General features: G+C 59.7%; 15 protein-coding genes. 3 read left to right on the forward strand and 12 right to left on the reverse strand.

Going from position 1 to position 15,938, the window contains the following annotated elements; all coding sequences use genetic code 11:
* Together G3256_RS05200 and G3256_RS05205 are read left to right on the forward strand one after the other, a co-directional pair.
* Positions 1-549 (forward strand): TRAP transporter small permease subunit, encoded by a 549-nt coding sequence (locus G3256_RS05200; RefSeq protein ID WP_169639813.1) that lies wholly within the window; start codon positions 1-3, stop codon positions 547-549.
* Positions 546-1,829 (forward strand): TRAP transporter large permease, encoded by a 1,284-nt coding sequence (locus tag G3256_RS05205; RefSeq protein WP_169639814.1) that lies wholly within the window; start codon positions 546-548, stop codon positions 1,827-1,829. Before G3256_RS05200 ends, G3256_RS05205 begins: the two co-directional genes overlap by 4 nt.
* A 246-nt stretch (positions 1,830-2,075) precedes the next feature.
* Here G3256_RS05205 and G3256_RS05210 read toward each other — a convergent pair whose 3' ends face one another.
* The 12 genes from G3256_RS05210 to G3256_RS05265 all read right to left on the reverse strand — a co-directional run bounded on the left by G3256_RS05210 (position 2,076) and on the right by G3256_RS05265 (position 15,082).
* Positions 2,076-4,418, reverse strand: a complete 2,343-nt coding sequence (locus tag G3256_RS05210; RefSeq protein WP_169639815.1) for a transporter substrate-binding domain-containing protein — start codon at positions 4,416-4,418, stop codon at positions 2,076-2,078.
* Positions 4,419-4,646: 228 nt separating this feature from the next.
* On the reverse strand, positions 4,647-4,781 hold the full coding sequence (locus G3256_RS19175) for a fumarylacetoacetate hydrolase family protein (protein ID WP_246227790.1): 135 nt from the start codon (positions 4,779-4,781) through the stop codon (positions 4,647-4,649).
* 252 nt (positions 4,782-5,033) lie between these two features.
* Positions 5,034-7,151, reverse strand: coding sequence for a molybdopterin cofactor-binding domain-containing protein (locus G3256_RS05220; RefSeq protein ID WP_169639816.1), 2,118 nt, complete (start codon positions 7,149-7,151; stop codon positions 5,034-5,036).
* Positions 7,148-7,606, reverse strand: a complete 459-nt coding sequence (locus G3256_RS05225) for a (2Fe-2S)-binding protein (RefSeq protein WP_246227792.1) — start codon at positions 7,604-7,606, stop codon at positions 7,148-7,150. Before G3256_RS05225 ends, G3256_RS05220 begins: the two co-directional genes overlap by 4 nt.
* A complete protein-coding gene (locus G3256_RS05230) occupies positions 7,603-8,088 on the reverse strand; it encodes an OsmC family protein (protein ID WP_169639817.1) in 486 nt (161 codons plus the stop codon). The genes G3256_RS05225 and G3256_RS05230 overlap by 4 nt, the downstream gene beginning before the upstream one ends.
* Entirely contained in the window at positions 8,085-9,365 is a 1,281-nt protein-coding gene (locus G3256_RS05235; protein ID WP_169639818.1) for an LVIVD repeat-containing protein, read from the reverse strand. The genes G3256_RS05230 and G3256_RS05235 overlap by 4 nt, the downstream gene beginning before the upstream one ends.
* Positions 9,362-10,876, reverse strand: a complete 1,515-nt coding sequence (locus G3256_RS05240) for a tripartite tricarboxylate transporter permease (RefSeq protein WP_169639819.1) — start codon at positions 10,874-10,876, stop codon at positions 9,362-9,364. The genes G3256_RS05235 and G3256_RS05240 overlap by 4 nt, the downstream gene beginning before the upstream one ends.
* Positions 10,869-11,381, reverse strand: coding sequence for a tripartite tricarboxylate transporter TctB family protein (locus G3256_RS05245; protein ID WP_169639820.1), 513 nt, complete (start codon positions 11,379-11,381; stop codon positions 10,869-10,871). The genes G3256_RS05240 and G3256_RS05245 overlap by 8 nt, the downstream gene beginning before the upstream one ends.
* A 77-nt stretch (positions 11,382-11,458) precedes the next feature.
* Positions 11,459-12,460 carry a tripartite tricarboxylate transporter substrate-binding protein gene (locus tag G3256_RS05250; protein ID WP_169639821.1) on the reverse strand — a complete coding sequence of 334 codons (1,002 nt, stop codon included), beginning with the start codon at positions 12,458-12,460 and terminating at the stop codon, positions 11,459-11,461.
* An 83-nt stretch (positions 12,461-12,543) separates the two neighbouring features.
* Positions 12,544-13,317: a sulfite exporter TauE/SafE family protein gene (locus G3256_RS05255; RefSeq protein WP_169639822.1), complete on the reverse strand. Its 774-nt coding sequence runs from the start codon at positions 13,315-13,317 to the stop codon at positions 12,544-12,546.
* Positions 13,314-14,345, reverse strand: a complete 1,032-nt coding sequence (locus tag G3256_RS05260; RefSeq protein ID WP_169639823.1) for a substrate-binding domain-containing protein — start codon at positions 14,343-14,345, stop codon at positions 13,314-13,316. The genes G3256_RS05255 and G3256_RS05260 overlap by 4 nt, the downstream gene beginning before the upstream one ends.
* A gap of 50 nt (positions 14,346-14,395) precedes the next feature.
* Positions 14,396-15,082 (reverse strand): fumarylacetoacetate hydrolase family protein, encoded by a 687-nt coding sequence (locus G3256_RS05265; RefSeq protein ID WP_169639824.1) that lies wholly within the window; start codon positions 15,080-15,082, stop codon positions 14,396-14,398.
* Between the two features lie 131 nt (positions 15,083-15,213).
* Here G3256_RS05265 and G3256_RS05270 point away from each other — a divergent pair, with 131 nt between their 5' ends.
* On the forward strand, positions 15,214-15,927 hold the full coding sequence (locus G3256_RS05270) for a FadR/GntR family transcriptional regulator (RefSeq protein WP_246227794.1): 714 nt from the start codon (positions 15,214-15,216) through the stop codon (positions 15,925-15,927).
* Positions 15,928-15,938 lie beyond the last annotated feature (11 nt).

Raw genomic sequence — 15,938 nt, forward strand, 5'->3', positions numbered from 1 at the left:
ATGGAACAGAAAGTTATCAACGCGTTGCGCCGGATTAACCGGGCCGTGGCCCTGATCGTGGGGATCATGCTTTTTGCCTGCGCCGGCATTGTGTTGCTTGATATTATTCTGCGCCGTCTGGGGTCTTCTCTGGGGGGAACGGACGAGATCAGCGGCTATGTCATGGCCATCGCCACCTCGTGGGGCATGGCGTTTACGCTCCTTGAACTGGGTCATGTGCGCATCGACCTTTTGCGCGCCAGAGCGGGAGCGTTTGTCCGCTCGCTGTTTGACGTCTTCTCCATGGTCGTGCTCAGCGCGGTGATCGTGATGATCGCTGTTAAAGCCTGGCCTGTGGTGGAGCGTTCGCTGAGCAACGGGTCGCGGGCGAACACGCCGCTCGAAACGCCACTGGTCTGGGTGCAGACACCCTGGTTTGCGGGCTGGGTGTGGTTTTCTGTGGTCTCCTGCGTGATGACCCTCGTCGCGCTGTCGCTGACGCTCAAAGGGCGCCACGGCGAGGTTGAAACGGCCGTCGGTGCTTTTGCTGAACAGGATATGCTGCAATGATCGGGTCTGTCGCTGCGGGACTGCTGGGCCTGCTTACACTGTCGATCCCGGTGGGGATTGTGCTCTTTCTGCTCGGCTTCGGGGTGGATACGTTCTTTTCGTCTTTCCCGTTGACGCGGGGCCTTGGCAACATGGTCTGGTCGGCGTCAAACTCCGCAACGCTGATCGCGATTCCCTTCTTTGTTCTGCTCGGCGAAATACTGGTACGCAGCGGTGTGGCCACCCGTACCTATGCAGCGCTCGACCGGTGGGTCAGCTGGCTGCCCGGGGGACTTGTGCACGCTAATATCGCCACGGCCACTATGTTTTCCGCGACCTCCGGGTCATCCGTCGCCACAGCAGCGACTGTTGCGACTGTCGCGATGCCGCAGGCGGAAAAACTGGGATATGATCCGCGGCTCTTTTCCGGCGCCATTGCGGCCGGCGGCACGCTCGGGATTATGATCCCGCCGTCTATTAACCTCATCGTTTATGGCTTTCTGACGCAGTCCTCGATCCCGCAGCTATTCCTCGCGGGCCTGTTGCCCGGCCTTGGCCTCGCCCTCGCGTTCATGGTGATTACTGTTCTGCTGTGCATGCTCAGGCCGTCGCTGGGCGGAGTGCGCCGCACCTTTCCGCTGGCGCAGATGATGCGGGCGCTGGTCGATCTTGTTCCGATCCTGCTGCTCTTCGGCCTGATCGTCGGTTCGATTTACAAAGGCTGGGCCACACCGACAGAAGCGGCCTCAGTGGGCGTGGCCGGCGCGCTGCTGATCGCGTTCTTTTTCGGAGGTGTGTCGTTCGGTATGCTGGGGCAAAGCGTGCTCGGGACCGTTAAAATAACTTCAATGATTATGCTGATCGTGATCGGCGCGTCATTTCTCAATTTCACGCTCGCCTCCGCCGGGCTGGGGCGTGAGTTGACGGACTTTATGAATGGTCTCGGACTGACACCTCTGGGTACAATCATGGTGGTTGTGGTCCTCTATATCGTGCTCGGTTTTTTCATCGAGACCCTGTCGCTCATGGTGGTGACCATTCCGATTATCGTGCCGCTTGTGGTTGCGCAGGGGTATGATCCGATCTGGTTCGGGATCCTGATGATCGTGCTGATCGAGATGGCACTGATCACGCCGCCGGTCGGGCTGAACCTCTATGTGGTCCAGGGAGCCCGTAAATCGGGTACGTTGTCCGAGGTCATGGTGGGCACAATTCCGTATGTGGTCGCGATGCTTGTGATGGTCTTTGCGCTGATCGCCTTTCCGTCGATCGCATTGTTTCTGCCGCAGGCATTGCAATAAATGCATTGATTTTCTGCTCGGGTGCTTCCGCCATCCGGATGAAAGTTGCGATGCATCGGGTGTGCTGATTGTTTCGGATGCCGGCGTCCTGCAGGCACTGGCGTTCAGCTGCGAAACCAGATCTGTGCCTGTCACTGCTGTCCGGCCTTCGGGCGGTTACAGACAGGGCAAAGCGCTAGCGCGCGCAAAAGCTGTAATTCCGCCGCCACCGGTAAGTATTTTGATGCTCTTAAAGGATGGCCGGGCTCACGCAGCCTGTTGATTGCCTGTATGCGTTTGTACCGGTGGTTTTGGCCACTCCACAAAAAAACGACACCCGTTACCCGGCGAAGATTCCAGCGAAATACGTCCCCCGGCGAGCGTGACGGTTTTCTGAACAATCGCGAGCCCCATGCCGCTGCCCTCCACTTCATCGCGTGGTCTGAGTGTTTGAAACATCCCGAAAATGCGCTCGTGATATCTCGGGTCAATGCCTGGACCGTCGTCTTCCACGCAAAAAAGATGCGCCTCACCTTTTTCCCTGACTGACAGTCGGATGGTGCCACAGGGCTTCTCCGCGTGCTTCACGGAATTTCGCACAAGGTTGAGAAGAACCGTCAGCAGCGGCGTTGCGTTGACATGCACACTATCGAGGCTCTGGTCCAGTATCACGGTGAAGCTTTCCGGCACGGCAGCAAGATCAATCACCTCAGTCGCCAGTTGCCTGCCGGAGACAAGGCGCAATCCGGTTTCGTTGCGATCGATCCTTGCGTGCTCCAGCAGATCGTGAAGCAGCATCGACATGCGGCTCACCCGGTTGCGCAGCAGATCGAAACTTTCACGGGATTCGTCGGTCAGTACCGGGCCCAGATCTTCTTCAATCCACTGCGACGTCTGCTCGATGGCAAGCAGTGGCGCCTTCAGATCGTGAGACGCGATATAGGCAAATGCATCCAGCTCGCTGTTGGAACGTGCGAGATCCGCATTGGTGATTTCAAGCTGCGCCACAAGTTCTTTTGCTTTGCGCGTGTGAGCCATCTCGATTTCGACAAGGCGCTGGTTCTGCGCTGCATCCCGCTGGTGCAGCAATCTGGCCCGGTGCTGAAGTGCTGCGTAGGCGCCAAGCACCAGCAGACCCGCAAGAGTCGCGATGGCGATCTGTGAGATCCGCTGATCGGAAATCAGCGGTTTTGGTCCGAACCATTCCAGCTGCAGGTCACGGTATTCATCGGACGCAAGATACCCGGGTATCACGACGTTCAGTCTCTCGCGCACGTCACCAAGTCCAAAGCGGAGCGCCGGTGCGCGCTGCCCGGAGAAAAGCGGGGGTCGGACTTCCTGCGTCACACCCTCGAGGCCACCTTCTCTGGCGGCGGTCCGCAGGACGCTGGCGATGTTGACTGCGGCACGAATTTCACCTGCCGCCAGCGCACCCATCATGCCGGGGACGTCTGAAAAAATCACAAGATCAATGCCTTCTGTGGCTTCCAGCCTGCGCCGGGCGATATTGACCTCTACTGCTCCGACCCGTTCGCCGGCCAGATCCTCCAGCGACTGCGGCCGGAAGACGTCATCCGCCCTGACGAATGCCGAGAGGGTGTATTCGCTCGTTGGCAGTGCAAAATCCATCCGGCGTGCGCGTTCAGGCGTCACACCAGCCTGAGGAAGGATGTCGTAGGTTCCGGCGCGGGGACCGGCGCCAAAGGCGTCGCTGGTGATCGGGACAAAGCGCAGCGAGAGACCGGCACGTTCTCCCAGAGCACGCAGCGCTTCAACGGAAAACCCGGTAAGGGTGCCGTTTTCTCTGATCACCTGAAAGGGCGGAAAATGGGTCACGCCGACGGTCAGCAGATCCGGTGCCCCTGAGGTTGGTACCAGCCCCCACTGCTGTCGCAGAAATTCAAGCTCACCCGACGCGTTGAGGTCAGACAGTGCGGCATTTATAAGGGGCATGAGTTCTGCCCGGGAGCCATGCAGCGCAACAGCGCGGTCAAAGGTCTGAAGGGGCCCGTTGACGGAAGCGACCCTGTGGTCAATCCGTTTCAGGCGCAGATTGTGGAAAAACGGATCGCCGATCACAACCAGTGCATCCGTCAGTCCGGCGAGCAGCGCATGCAGACCATCAGGGCCGCTTTCATGAGGGATAATGTGGTGGCCGGCGAGCTTGTCGCGGGCAGTGAAGGTCATCCGCCGGCTTTCAATCACACCTATGCGTTTTACACCGCCGTCATCCAGGTCGAAGCCTGCGCGGTCTTCGGTCCGCACGACCAGGTAATGTGCGGATTGCGCGACAGGCTCAGAATATATGTTCGTCGCACTGAGAATACCGAGACGGGTGACACCCGCAAGCATTTGGACTTCGCCATTCGCCTGGGCACTGATCGCATCCCACATAGTGGCATAGCGCACAAACTCTATATCAAGACCCGCACGGTCGGCAATTCGGGTGGCCAGATTCCCGAAAAATCCGTCAGGGGTGTCGGTTCCTGTTTCCTCATAAAGACTGGGTACAGGGGCCCAGCCCACAAAGACCGCTTCGGCCTGCGCGGAAAGCCCGGCGAAGGCTGCGCAAATGGCAAAGGTGACCTGGCGAAGGGTCGGAAATGGCATATCGGTCACTCTTACGCGATTTACAGGTCACAGGGTGACGACTGTAGCGGCCCGTGATTGCAAAATGATTAAACCGTGCGGGACCGGTCCCGGGGGATGTCGTTTCAGGACCGCAGGCAGGTCGTGTCCGTGACGCGCCTTTCGCCACATCGGATGTGCCCGGAGTGATACAGACAAAGCTCAACATCATCTGTAGTGCGGGACGTGAAAACGGGGCCGCGTCGTTGTTCAGCGCTGTAACGCAGGCTCGACAATCGGGCTTTCCGCAACGACGGTGCTGGCGCAGATGCCGGTGCCCTCGATTTCGACCCCGCTGGTCTCGCCCGGGCGCAACCAGCGGGGTGGCGTTTTCGCATGACCCACACCCGGCGCAATCAGGTCACCAGGGGTAAAGGCCTTATAGTCAAAAAAAGTGAACGCCGGGCTTCAGGATCCGGTGAGTGGTCTTTTCCAGTCGTTTGCCTGACCAGTTTGATCTCCTTGCCGAACCATTAAGCAAAGGTATCGAGAATCGGCCCGGTTATCCGCCGTCAAAAGCATGCGCGTGACCCGTTATAACTCCATTCGGACAGCGCTCAGATTGCCCGTTCATCCGGCAGCCGACAGAGTTTTACTCTAAAGCGCTGCGGCGTGGCGCAGGATTGCATCGGCTGTAAGCGGTAACCGGGTCATCCGCATTCCTGTAGCGTCACAAAGCGCGTTCGCGATCGCCGCGATGGCTGGTCCCGGCGTGGCTTCGCCTGCACCGGCAGAAGGCTCGTGCTGCGCGTTGATAAGATCAACCGTGATCTGCGGAACCCGGTCAAAGCGCAGTACCGGATAACTCTCCCAGTCACGCGAGAGGATGCCGTCGCGGTCCCATGTGACCTCTTCGCTGAGCGCGATGGAGGCGCCCTGGATAAAACCGCCTTCAAGCTGCGCGATCAGCCCCTCACGGTCCAGCACGCGACCGGCATCTGCCACGATCAGCACGTGTTTAAGCAGCACCTCGCCGGTATCTGCCATGTCGATATCAACGCATATCCCCACGCGGGTCATCGCGTTTTTATACTGTGCATAGGCAATGCCGCGCCCGCCGGTGTCGGGCAGGGCCGGCTGGCGGGTTATACCCTCCCGCAGGCGCTCAAGCACCGCACACCCGCGCGGATCCTGCATCTGGTTCAGCCGGTAGCGGATCGGGTCCTCTGAAGTCTGCTTTGCCAGCGTGTCCATCATGCTTTCAAGCGCGAAGATATTGGTCGTGGCCCCCAGGCAGCGGAATGCCGATGTACGATGCGGCAAACCGTGGACGAGGTTCTTTACCAAACGCTTTTCGGGAAAGATGTAAACGGGGTCGAGATTGCGGTGCATACCACCGTGCCGGTTCATATTGGGGGTGGCCTTCGGCGCGGGCACATCACAGTCACGCAACTGGTTGGCGAGCAGACGGGCGGGGCCTGCGCGGTCGGGACCGGCGCGGGGGCGCCCGCGGTGAGTGTCGCTGAAAACCTCAGCAGAAAACGATGTGACCTGGCCGTCGGGGCCCTGTGACGCGGCCAGTTCGGTTGCCATCGCCGGGGCAAAGGGTTCCCAGGCGTGCTCGTCTTCACGGCTCCATTTCAGCAGAACGGGTGTTCCCGCCAGTTCCAGAGCCACAAGTGCTGCTTCAAATGCCGCGTCATCCGCGCCGTTGTGCCCGTAGCAACCGGAGCCCGGCATGTGGGTGATGACAACTTTTTCCGGCGAGAGCCCCAGGCTGTCGGCGATGCTGTCGCGCAGGGGATAAATGCCCTGGCTGTGGCAGGTAATCTCCAGCACATCGTTGCGGAAAACGGCAAAGGCTGCGGAAGGTGCCAGCGCGCCGTGCAGAAAATAGGGCCGCTCGAAACGTTCGGAGTAGGTGGGGTTTTCGGGCTCTGCCGGGACGGGTTGGTCTTCCAGGGGCAGGCCTTCAACCACGGGCAGTCGCCGGATGGCGTTGTCGCGGGTCAGCACCCAAAAGACATCCTCTTCGGACAGACCGCCGTTCTGGTCCCATTCACAGGTGGCACTCAGACGGGAGGCCGCGCGCACGACCGCCCATTCGCCTTCGCCGGCGACAGCAATGAAACTACCGCTCTGCATCACCCGCAGCCCCTCGTCGGTCAGGCGGGACAGGGTCTCAGTATCCATGGAGGCGAGCGTCGCGCGGGCATGAGGCGGCCGCACCACGCGGGCATGCAGCATATCCGGCACATCAATATCCTGCACAAAGGTGAAACTGCCCCGGACGATATCTTCCAGCCCGCGCATCCGAGGGGCGGGAACCGTTTCGGCCGGTGCCATCGTCGTGGCCCCGGTATCCACTTCAAGGTGGCTCCAGTCTTCGGAGGCCATCAGACCCACGATACTGTGCGAGATGTTCGCGCCTTCACGCCGGAACGCGCCATTCTCCAGCGTCCATGGGCCGCGGCCTTCGGCATCGGTCAGCCGGGCCTGCAGCCAGTGGCGCAGTGTCGCCGCGGCAAGACGCAGGGCGCGCCCGGAATGCTCCACCGAGTTGCTGCCTGAGGTAATGCCTTCGTCAGGCGAGCCGGCAGTGGTCACAGGCGCAACGCGGATCTCATCAGGTGGGAGCGTCAGCTCTTCGGCGACGACCTGGGCGAGGGCGGTGGAAATCCGCTGGCCGATATCGACCTTGCCGGTGTGCAGCGTAACGGCTTTCCCGTCGCTTTGCAGCCAATGGCGGACCAGGGGGAAGGCCGCGAGGCTCATGACCGCCCGGCGGCCGTCTCGACGGCTTTCAGAATGCGCGGGTGGGAGCCGCAGCGGCACAGATGCGGGGCAAGCGCGGTGCGGGTTTTCTCGGGATCAGGGGAGGGCGTCTCTTCCAGCAGGGCGGTGACGGCGACCACCAGCCCTGCCGTGCAATACCCGCACTGGGCCGCACTCTCGGTGACAAAAGCCTCCTGCACGCGTTTACCGGTCGGCGTGGCGCCAAGCCCTTCGATGGTTGTGATCTCCTGACCCTCAAAGGTGCCGGCGGGCGACACACAGCTCAGCCGCACCCCGCCATCGACCAGCACCGCACAGGCGCCGCACTGCTCCAGGCCGCAGCCCAGTTTCGTGCCCCTGAGTTTCAGCGTATCGCGCAGAACGTAGATCAGCGGCGTGTCGGGATCATCCTCAACATCATGCGTTTTACCATTGATGCGCAGACGCAGGCTCACGAGGTCACGCGCTCCCAGTTGACGATGACCTCCACATCAGCCGAGCGGAAAAGGTTCATCACCGGGCAGCGGTATTCGACGTTTTTGATCAGACGGTCGAAACGATCCTGCGTTTCATCGGTATGCACGCGGATATTGAGTTTAACCCAGTTGAAATACGGCCTGACGCCCTGGACCCCGCGCGAGCCGCGCTGGTCCACTTCGCCCTCACCGTCCATATCGACAGCCGTATAATCGAACGACATTGCCTCGGCGCAGCGGTTGATGATCACCCCTTCACAGCCCATCAGCGAGCTGAGCGCCATTTCCAGCGGGGTCGGGCCTGTATCTGTCTCTTTCTCATCAGTGATCAGCACATGATTGCGCACCATCACTACAGTGCGCGGGCGCGCCTCGTTGCGCGCGCTGACCTTGCGGATGCCGATGGCTTTCTTGTTGGGATCAACGCTCGGGGCGAGAAGATCAGGGTCCTGCGTGTTCATAGTGTCATCTCCAGTATTTCGAGGCCATTGTTACGGTCGAGCAGGTAGATCAGGCCGTTTTCGCCCACATCGACATCGTTTGACTGCGGTGGTGTGCCATCACTGCCGACAGGGGGCGTGTACCAGGCCACCTCCTCGGGCAGTTTCGGGTTCGCCACATCCAGCACCCGCAGGCCACCGGCAAACCAGGTGGCATAAATGAGCGTAGTATCGAGTTTCTCGCGGAACTGATGGCCGCCGAAGCGCGCCCCGGGCTGGCCGATATAAGGACAGGCGCGCTCGGTCAGATCCCAGGCCGCGACGGGCTCCATATTCTCAAGATCGGTAACGTCCATAATCCAGATAAAACCGTGCAGCTGGCCGGGTTTGTGATCGTGCTCTTCATCTATGGCGATGGCATAGCGGCGCCCGTCAATGAGGTTTTCCAGCGGCATGACGGTGTGGGTGGGCTCAGGGATAGCTTTGGGATAGACGTAGCTGCCTTTGACCGCCGGGATGGTACCGGAGGCCAGATCGCTGGCATCAAGCACGCGGTAGCCTGCGTGCCAGACCGCGGCCCAGAGCTCATCACCACAGCGCATGGCATGATGCAGCCGGACGCCGTAGCCTTCCCAGGTGGGCGTCTCACCGCCCGCCAGATGCTGTCCTGGCATATGCCAGCGGTTCACTTCGGTGGGGTTCGACGGATCCGAAAGGTCATAGACCACGAGGATATTGCCGACATAGCCCTCCATCTCGGTCGAGATATAAGCGTAGTTTTCATCCATATCAAAGCGGTGCACGCCAAAGCCATGGGTACGGACATAGGCGAGCTCTCTGGGTGCGGACCTGTCACTGATGTCCCAGACCCGGAAGCCGCCGCCGTCGTAGCCCCGGGCTAGTGCCGCTTCGAGATCCGGGATATCACTTTCTTTGACGCCGAGTGCTTCCGCGATCTGAGCGTCCGTTGCGCCGGCTCCGAGCTGGTCGCGAAGGCCGGCGATTTTCTCACCCTTGCGCAGAAAATGGCGCCGGTCCTGTTCGACGTTGGTAATCATGATGTCGCCCGCGACCCTGACCTTATGGGTATGGGAGTATTCATCCGGCGGCGCCACATGTGCCGTGACACGCGGATCTGACGGATCTGACACATCAATGATCGAGGTGCCCATCGGTGGCTTCATGTGACCGACATAGGCATAGTTGCCCTGCACCACGACCTGGCCACCACCGGCGATGTCCAGATGGCCGAGCCTGCGGATGTTGCGGGCCAGTTCAAATTCGATTTCCTGCTTCATTGTGTCACGATCTCCCGGCGTTTACGTCGCATTTCAAACCAGATGGGCAGCACGATCGACAGGACGAGGCAGACCCATAGCACATTGCCCAGTGTGGACGAGAAGAGCACCATGATGTCGCCGTCGGACTTCTTGAGAGACCACAGGAAATAGCGCTCCAGCAGTGGCCCGAGAATGACCCCGATCAGAATGGCCGCCACGTGATAGCCGGTGCGGCGCGCGACATAGCCCAGCACGCCGAAGGCGAGGGCGAGGTACATATCGAACATGTACTCGCGCGGCACGAAAGCGCCGACCAGTGTGAAGGAAATGATCATCGGTGCGAGGTAAATCGTCGGCACTGTGGTCACCCGGCTCATGTAGCGGCTGAGCGGCAGGATGGTGAACATCATAAACAGATAGCTGACCGCCATCGCCATAAACATGCCATAGCCGACCTTCGGGTTGTTCTCGAAAAGCGAGGGGCCGAAGCTCACACCGTGAAACTGCATCACCACGAGCATGATCGCCGCCGTCGCACCGCCCGGAATGCCCAGCACCAGCAGTGGTACGAGTGTGCCGGAAGTCACGCCGTTGTTGGCGCTTTCGGGCGCGATCAGACCCTCGGGGTGACCTGTGCCGTAGGCCTCGGGCGTTTTAGAAAAAGAGCGTGACTGCTGATAGGCGACAAAGCTCGCAATGGAAGCGCCGGCACCCGGGATCACTCCGATGATCAGACCGATCACGCTCGTCCAGGCGATATGCCACCAGCGTTTCAGCGCGATGGAGGCCCCCTCAAACGTGGCGTGCCAGCTCGGGGTTGCCATGGCCTTGCGGGCATCGTCCGTGATGATCAGCCGTTTTTCGATAATCACGAAGGCCTCAGAGACGGCGAAGAGACCGACCAGAGCCGGTATGAGCGGGATGCCGTCGTAAAGCTCCAGAAACCCGAAAGTCGCGCGCGGAGTCGCATAGACGACATCGGTGCCGATGGAGCCGATCATCAGCCCCAGAAAGCCCGCGATCAGACCCTTGACCATATCCTGCGCTGCGATCGACGCGATAAGAGAGATACCAAAGAGCATGACAACAATCATCTCGACGGAATGCATGTAAAAACCGACACGGGCGAGGATCGGCATGGTTGCAAGCGCGATGACTGTTGTCAGCAGGCCGCCCAGCGAGGAAGCCACAAAGGTCATCGCCAGTGCCTGCTGGCCACGGCCCTGTTTGGTCATCGGATAGCCGTCCAGCGGTGTGGCGGCTGCCCCTGCAGTGCCGGGGATATTGACCAGAATTGCCGGAATGCCGGCCCCCATACGGGCGGCACAGTAGAGCGAGACCATGAAGATCAGACCTGTCTCCAGATCCATCGCCAGCGTCAGGGGCATGAGAATGATGATGGTGTTGGCGGCGCTGAAGCCCGGGACACCGCCGACGATCAGACCTAAGAAAATAGTGGGAATGATCACCCACCAGTAGCTGATGGTCTGAAAGAATACTTCGACCAGAATGGTTCCTGTCTCACCCATTTGCCAGCACTGCCTTCATTGTCGTCTCAAACCAGCCGCTCGGGAAACGGGTCTCAAATGCCCAGATAAAGACGGCCCAGCCGCCCAGCGACATCGCCGCAGAGATGGCGATGATCAGCCCGGGGCGTTTGCCGTGGCTGAGGATCAGCATGCTGAGCGCGAGAAACAGAAATGTGGTCAGGGTAAAGCCCAGCCGGTCGATCAGCAGGCAGTAGCCCACTGTGGTGATCAGCAGGCCGATACGGCGCGACGTGATGTCCTGCATTGAAAAGAGCGTACCAAATCCCAGAGATGCCCGACCCGACATAAGCTGTGAGATGCAGCGGACAAAGAATATCCCGCAGACCAGCAACAGAATGCCGCCGACGAGAAAGCCGCTGACCTGAGCTGTCCAGGGTGAGTTCCAGATTGAGGAAAAGAAATAGAGCGTGAAGGCAACAGCCACGATCGGAATAACCAGCTCGCCGCCGATCTGGCGGGGTGATTTATCATAGTCAGGTCGCATTTCAACGCCCTCCTTCAGGGATCAGATATCGCTTGAAAGCACCGGCGCGGGACAGACCCGCGCCGGCTGTACCGGGTTTACGCGCCGGTCAGCAGCGGCTTGAAGCGCGCGCCAAGTTCAAGCATCGCGGCTTTGAATTCCGCACATTCCTCGATGCCGCCGTAGTTGAGGTACTCCGGCGTGCCGCGGCCTTCGACATAGGCGGTGAGCAGACGATCATCCTCGAAAGTCTCTTTGAACGTGCTGGTCAGCACGTCAAACCGGTCAGGGTAATCATCGACCGCTTTCTTGTGGATCCCGAAGGCCCGCGAAGAGAGCATTTCCGGCAGATCAAGATCAAAGGCATCATTGATGCTCGGCGCGTTATCCAGTGCTCCACCGACGCGGTTTTCACCAAAGACAAGCAGCGTTTTCACGGAATCGCCGGCGGCAATGACCGACCCGGAGGTCAGGACCGAGAAATCAACTTCACCGGTGACAGCACCCGCAACGGTGTTCTTGCCGCCTGAAAGCGGGATCAGGTTAAAATCAGCGCCTGTGGCCTCGCCAAGCGACAGCAGCCCGATAGAGGCAGGGTGCGCCATCCGGCTTGTGCCCACATTCAGGCGCCTTTTCTTACCTTCCGCGATTACGTCATCGAGGGTCTGCAGCGGGCTTTCCGCACCGACAAAGAGCGCGCCCGGATCGGTATCGACGCGCCCGAAGTAGAGGTAATCGTTGATGTCAAAGCTCGGCTCCTGCATGGCCCAGTTCAGGACCTCAGGACCCATGTTGCCAAAGATCAGATTGTAGGCATCGGGCTCGTTCTTGCCCATGTAGATCTCATAGCCGACCCGGCCCGAGGCACCGGGGAAAAAGCCTGGTTCAAAATCGGTGCCGAGCTTTTCTTTCCAGATGCTGGTGAAGGCCCGGAAATTCCGGTCAGCACCGCCACCTTCACGCGTCGGGATGACGACGTTGATATTGCGCTCGGGGTAGCTGCTGGCCCTGAGAAGCGTCGGTGCCGCAAGGGCGATGCCGCCCACGGCTGTTCCGGTTCTCAGGAAATTTCTGCGGTTGATTGTATGTCCTTTAGTCATTCTTTCCTCCACTTTTGCGTGCGCTTTGTTGGTGATGCTGCCGCCGGTCCTGCGCATGTCCGGCGGTCAGGGGCTTTATCAGGTTACCCTCCGGCCAGCTCCCTGCTGCGCCAGAGATCCATGCCTCCCGCATAGATCAGGCGCAGCGCCAGCAACGTCAGAATAGTATTCAGGGCGATTTTGAACCGTGCCTCATCAATTCTCAGAAGGATGTGGCGCCCGGCGACCGTACCCAGAAAACCGAAACCGATCAGAAGCACGATCAGACCAAACCACTGTGAAAAGGCAAAACCGAGCAGTCCGAAAGCAATTGTTTTGAGCAGATGCTGTATCGTCATCAGCGTGGCATGTGTGGCCACGTGCTGTACACGGCCGAGCTCAAGCGTTTTGATATAAGCCGCCACAAACGGGCCGGTGCCGCCGAAAAACATCGTCAGAAAGCTGGAAAACCCGCCCGTCACTGCCGGCGAATGGCGCATGAATGCGGGCGGGCGCGCGACGATTGTCCACAGAATGAAAAGTCCCAGACCGATCTGGATGAGGCCGGCATCAAGCTGTACGACAAAAGCGCCACCAACGGCGATGCCAATCAGAGAACCCAGCAGAAAGGGCAGCACAACACCGGTGTGCAGATCCCGGAAGAAAAGTGCGGCCCGGCCGGTGTTGGAGCCAAGCTGAACCAGACCGTGCAGCGGAATGATTGCAGGAGCAGGCAACAGGGTCGCCATCGCCGCCAGCATGACAGCACCGCCGCCGATGCCCAGTCCCGCGGTCATCATCGAGCTGGCGAAACTGATCGCCGTCAGTGTCAGCGCTACCGGCATCCCGAGCCCGCCATGCAGAATATCCCAGGTCATGTGGACATCACCGAGGGATGGAACATCTCGTCCGGGCTGACGCGCCGGGCGGACAGAAACTGCTGATCTGAATAGCGGCAGACGGCGTCGAGCTCTGATTTGTTGGCGCTGATGCCATAGCGCCAGTAATCGGTACCCATTGCAGCGATCGTGCTTTCCAGACTTGCACCGAGCCAGGGCAGAGAAAGACGGTTTGCATTGCCCAGCCAGACATCGCGCAGACGCGCCAGTGCCGTATCGCGTGCCGCAACCAGACCGTCATAGAGCACAGACGGCAACCAGGGGTGTTCGTCACAGAGGGATCTGCGCACGCCGATAAGATGCATGATCGGGAAGAAGCCGGTTCGGGCGTGCCACGCCTGCTCTTCACTCTGAAAATCCGGGAAAATACGTCCGATCTGCGGGTTGCGATCAAGAAAGGCCGCGGGCGGTTTGGGGGCGAGAACCCCGTCAATCCGGCCATCCAGCAACAGCTGCTGCAGTGTCTCGCCGTCTTCGATGGGCGTGACTTTCATGTCGTCCGGCAAAGCCAGTTCCAGCCGTTCACGTCGCACGCCCTGATCCAGCGCACCGGTGTGCCAGTGGATATCCTGCGCGCCGACCCCTGCTTCGTCCTGCAGAATGCCGCGCATCCACAGCGCGGCAGTCATCTGGTATTCCGGCACACCGATCTTTTTGCCGGCGAAATCCGCCAGCGAGGTGATGCCGGATCCCGAACGGGTCATGAAACCAGAATGCCGGAAGGCACGGCTGATGAAAGCGGGCAGGGCGATATATTCGCCTTCGCCCCGCGAAATCTGCAGTATATAGCTGGAAACGGACATCTCGGTGATGTCATAGGGCGCATCGCCTACGGCTTTCGGAAACAGGCTGGCGGTCGGCTCAATAACGGATCGCAGGCTGACGCCCGGCAGGCTGACGCGCCCGTCGTGCAGCGCCATAACCCGGTCGTGATCCCATGTCGCAAAGCTCAGGCTGAGCGTGTCACCGCGCGTGGCCGTGCGCGTGCGGGTGGCGGGCGCTGTCATACGCCCTCCACCTGATACTTTGCTGCGACACGGACCGCCCGGTGCATTGTTTAAACCACCTTTACCGTCATGCTGCCGAGGCCTTCGACACTGATCTCCATTTCATCGCCCTTGACGACAGGGCCCACACCCGACGGTGTGCCGGACATGATGACGTCGCCTGCGGCAAGTTCGAAGTATTCAGAGAGGTAAGAGATCATTTCCGGCACTTTCCAGATGAGTTGGTTCAGATCGCCTTCCTGACGCAACTCCCCGTTTACTTTCAGGGTGATGGCGCCCTCATCGGGGTTGCCTACGGCCTCGACGGTGTGGATCGGACCCACCGGGGCGGAGCGCTCAAAGGCCTTGCCGATTTCCCATGGACGGCCTGCTTTCTTCATCTCGCCCTGCAGATCACGGCGGGTCATATCAAGCGAAAGCGCGTAACCATAAACGTGATCAAGCGCGCTTTCGACGGGGATGTTCGTACCGCCGGATTTCAGCATCACCGAAAGCTCCGCCTCATGGTGCACATCAGAAGTGTGAGGCGGGTATGGAAAATTACCGCTGCCATCCAGATTGTTCGGATTTTTCTGGAAGAAGAACGGTGCCTCGCGATCCGGGTCATGGCCCATTTCAATGGCATGTGCCGCGTAATTGCGGCCGATACAATAGACGCGCCGCACGGGGAATTTGGCGTCACTGCCGGCAACTTCAAGTGCCACAACGGGCGGGGTGTCGATCACGAAATCAGTCATTGGGTCTCCAGACATTCGGTTGCAACAGCACAATAGCGCACCTAAAACCAATCGCAACCAATTTTTTAATTTTGCTGAAACGCTTGCCTGAACGGCGGTAAATGCCCTATAAACGCCGATATCTGATGTGAATGATCTACCAATTAGAGGTGAAAGTGCTGATAAAGCCTGTGCAGACAGACAGAGATACCGCGCTGACCGCGCTGCGGGCATTCATTACACAGGGTGGCTATACTCCCGGAGACCGGCTGCCGTCCGAACGGGATCTGATCGAGAGCCTCAGCATGTCACGGGCGACCCTGCGCAAGGCGCTGGATGCGCTTGAGCGTGAAGGGGTGCTGTGGCGCCACGTCGGCAAGGGTACCTTTATCGCGGAGACCGATGGCAAAATCGGTGATCGTGGGCTGAATGAAATCAGTCACCAGCTGACGCCGGTCAAGATGATGCGGGCGCGGCTTGCCATTGAACCTGCGATCGCCCGGGAGGCAGCGATTAATGCCTCGGGTGAAGCTATTGTGCGCATGAAACTTATCCAGGAACGTGCCCGGGCAGCTGACTCCTGGGATGAATATGAAGTACAGGATGATAACTTCCACCGCGCTGTGGCGCAGGCCAGTGACAATATTCTGCTTTTAGCGCTCTTTGATGAACTCAACAGCGTCCGGCGCAGCATCGCGCTGAATATCGTGGTCCGCGGCACTGACCGGCCCCCCGATGGTCACCGCAGCTTTGAGCAGCATGAAGAGATTATACGGGCGATTGACCAGCGCGAACCCGCAGCGGCCTATGACGCCATGCGTACCCACATCAAATCAGTATCCGCCAGGCTCTTCGAAGACGTCTGAAGCAGCCCTGA

Origin of the sequence: Roseobacter ponti (assembly GCF_012932215.1) — a bacterium.
Taxonomy (GTDB): domain Bacteria; phylum Pseudomonadota; class Alphaproteobacteria; order Rhodobacterales; family Rhodobacteraceae; genus Roseobacter; species Roseobacter ponti.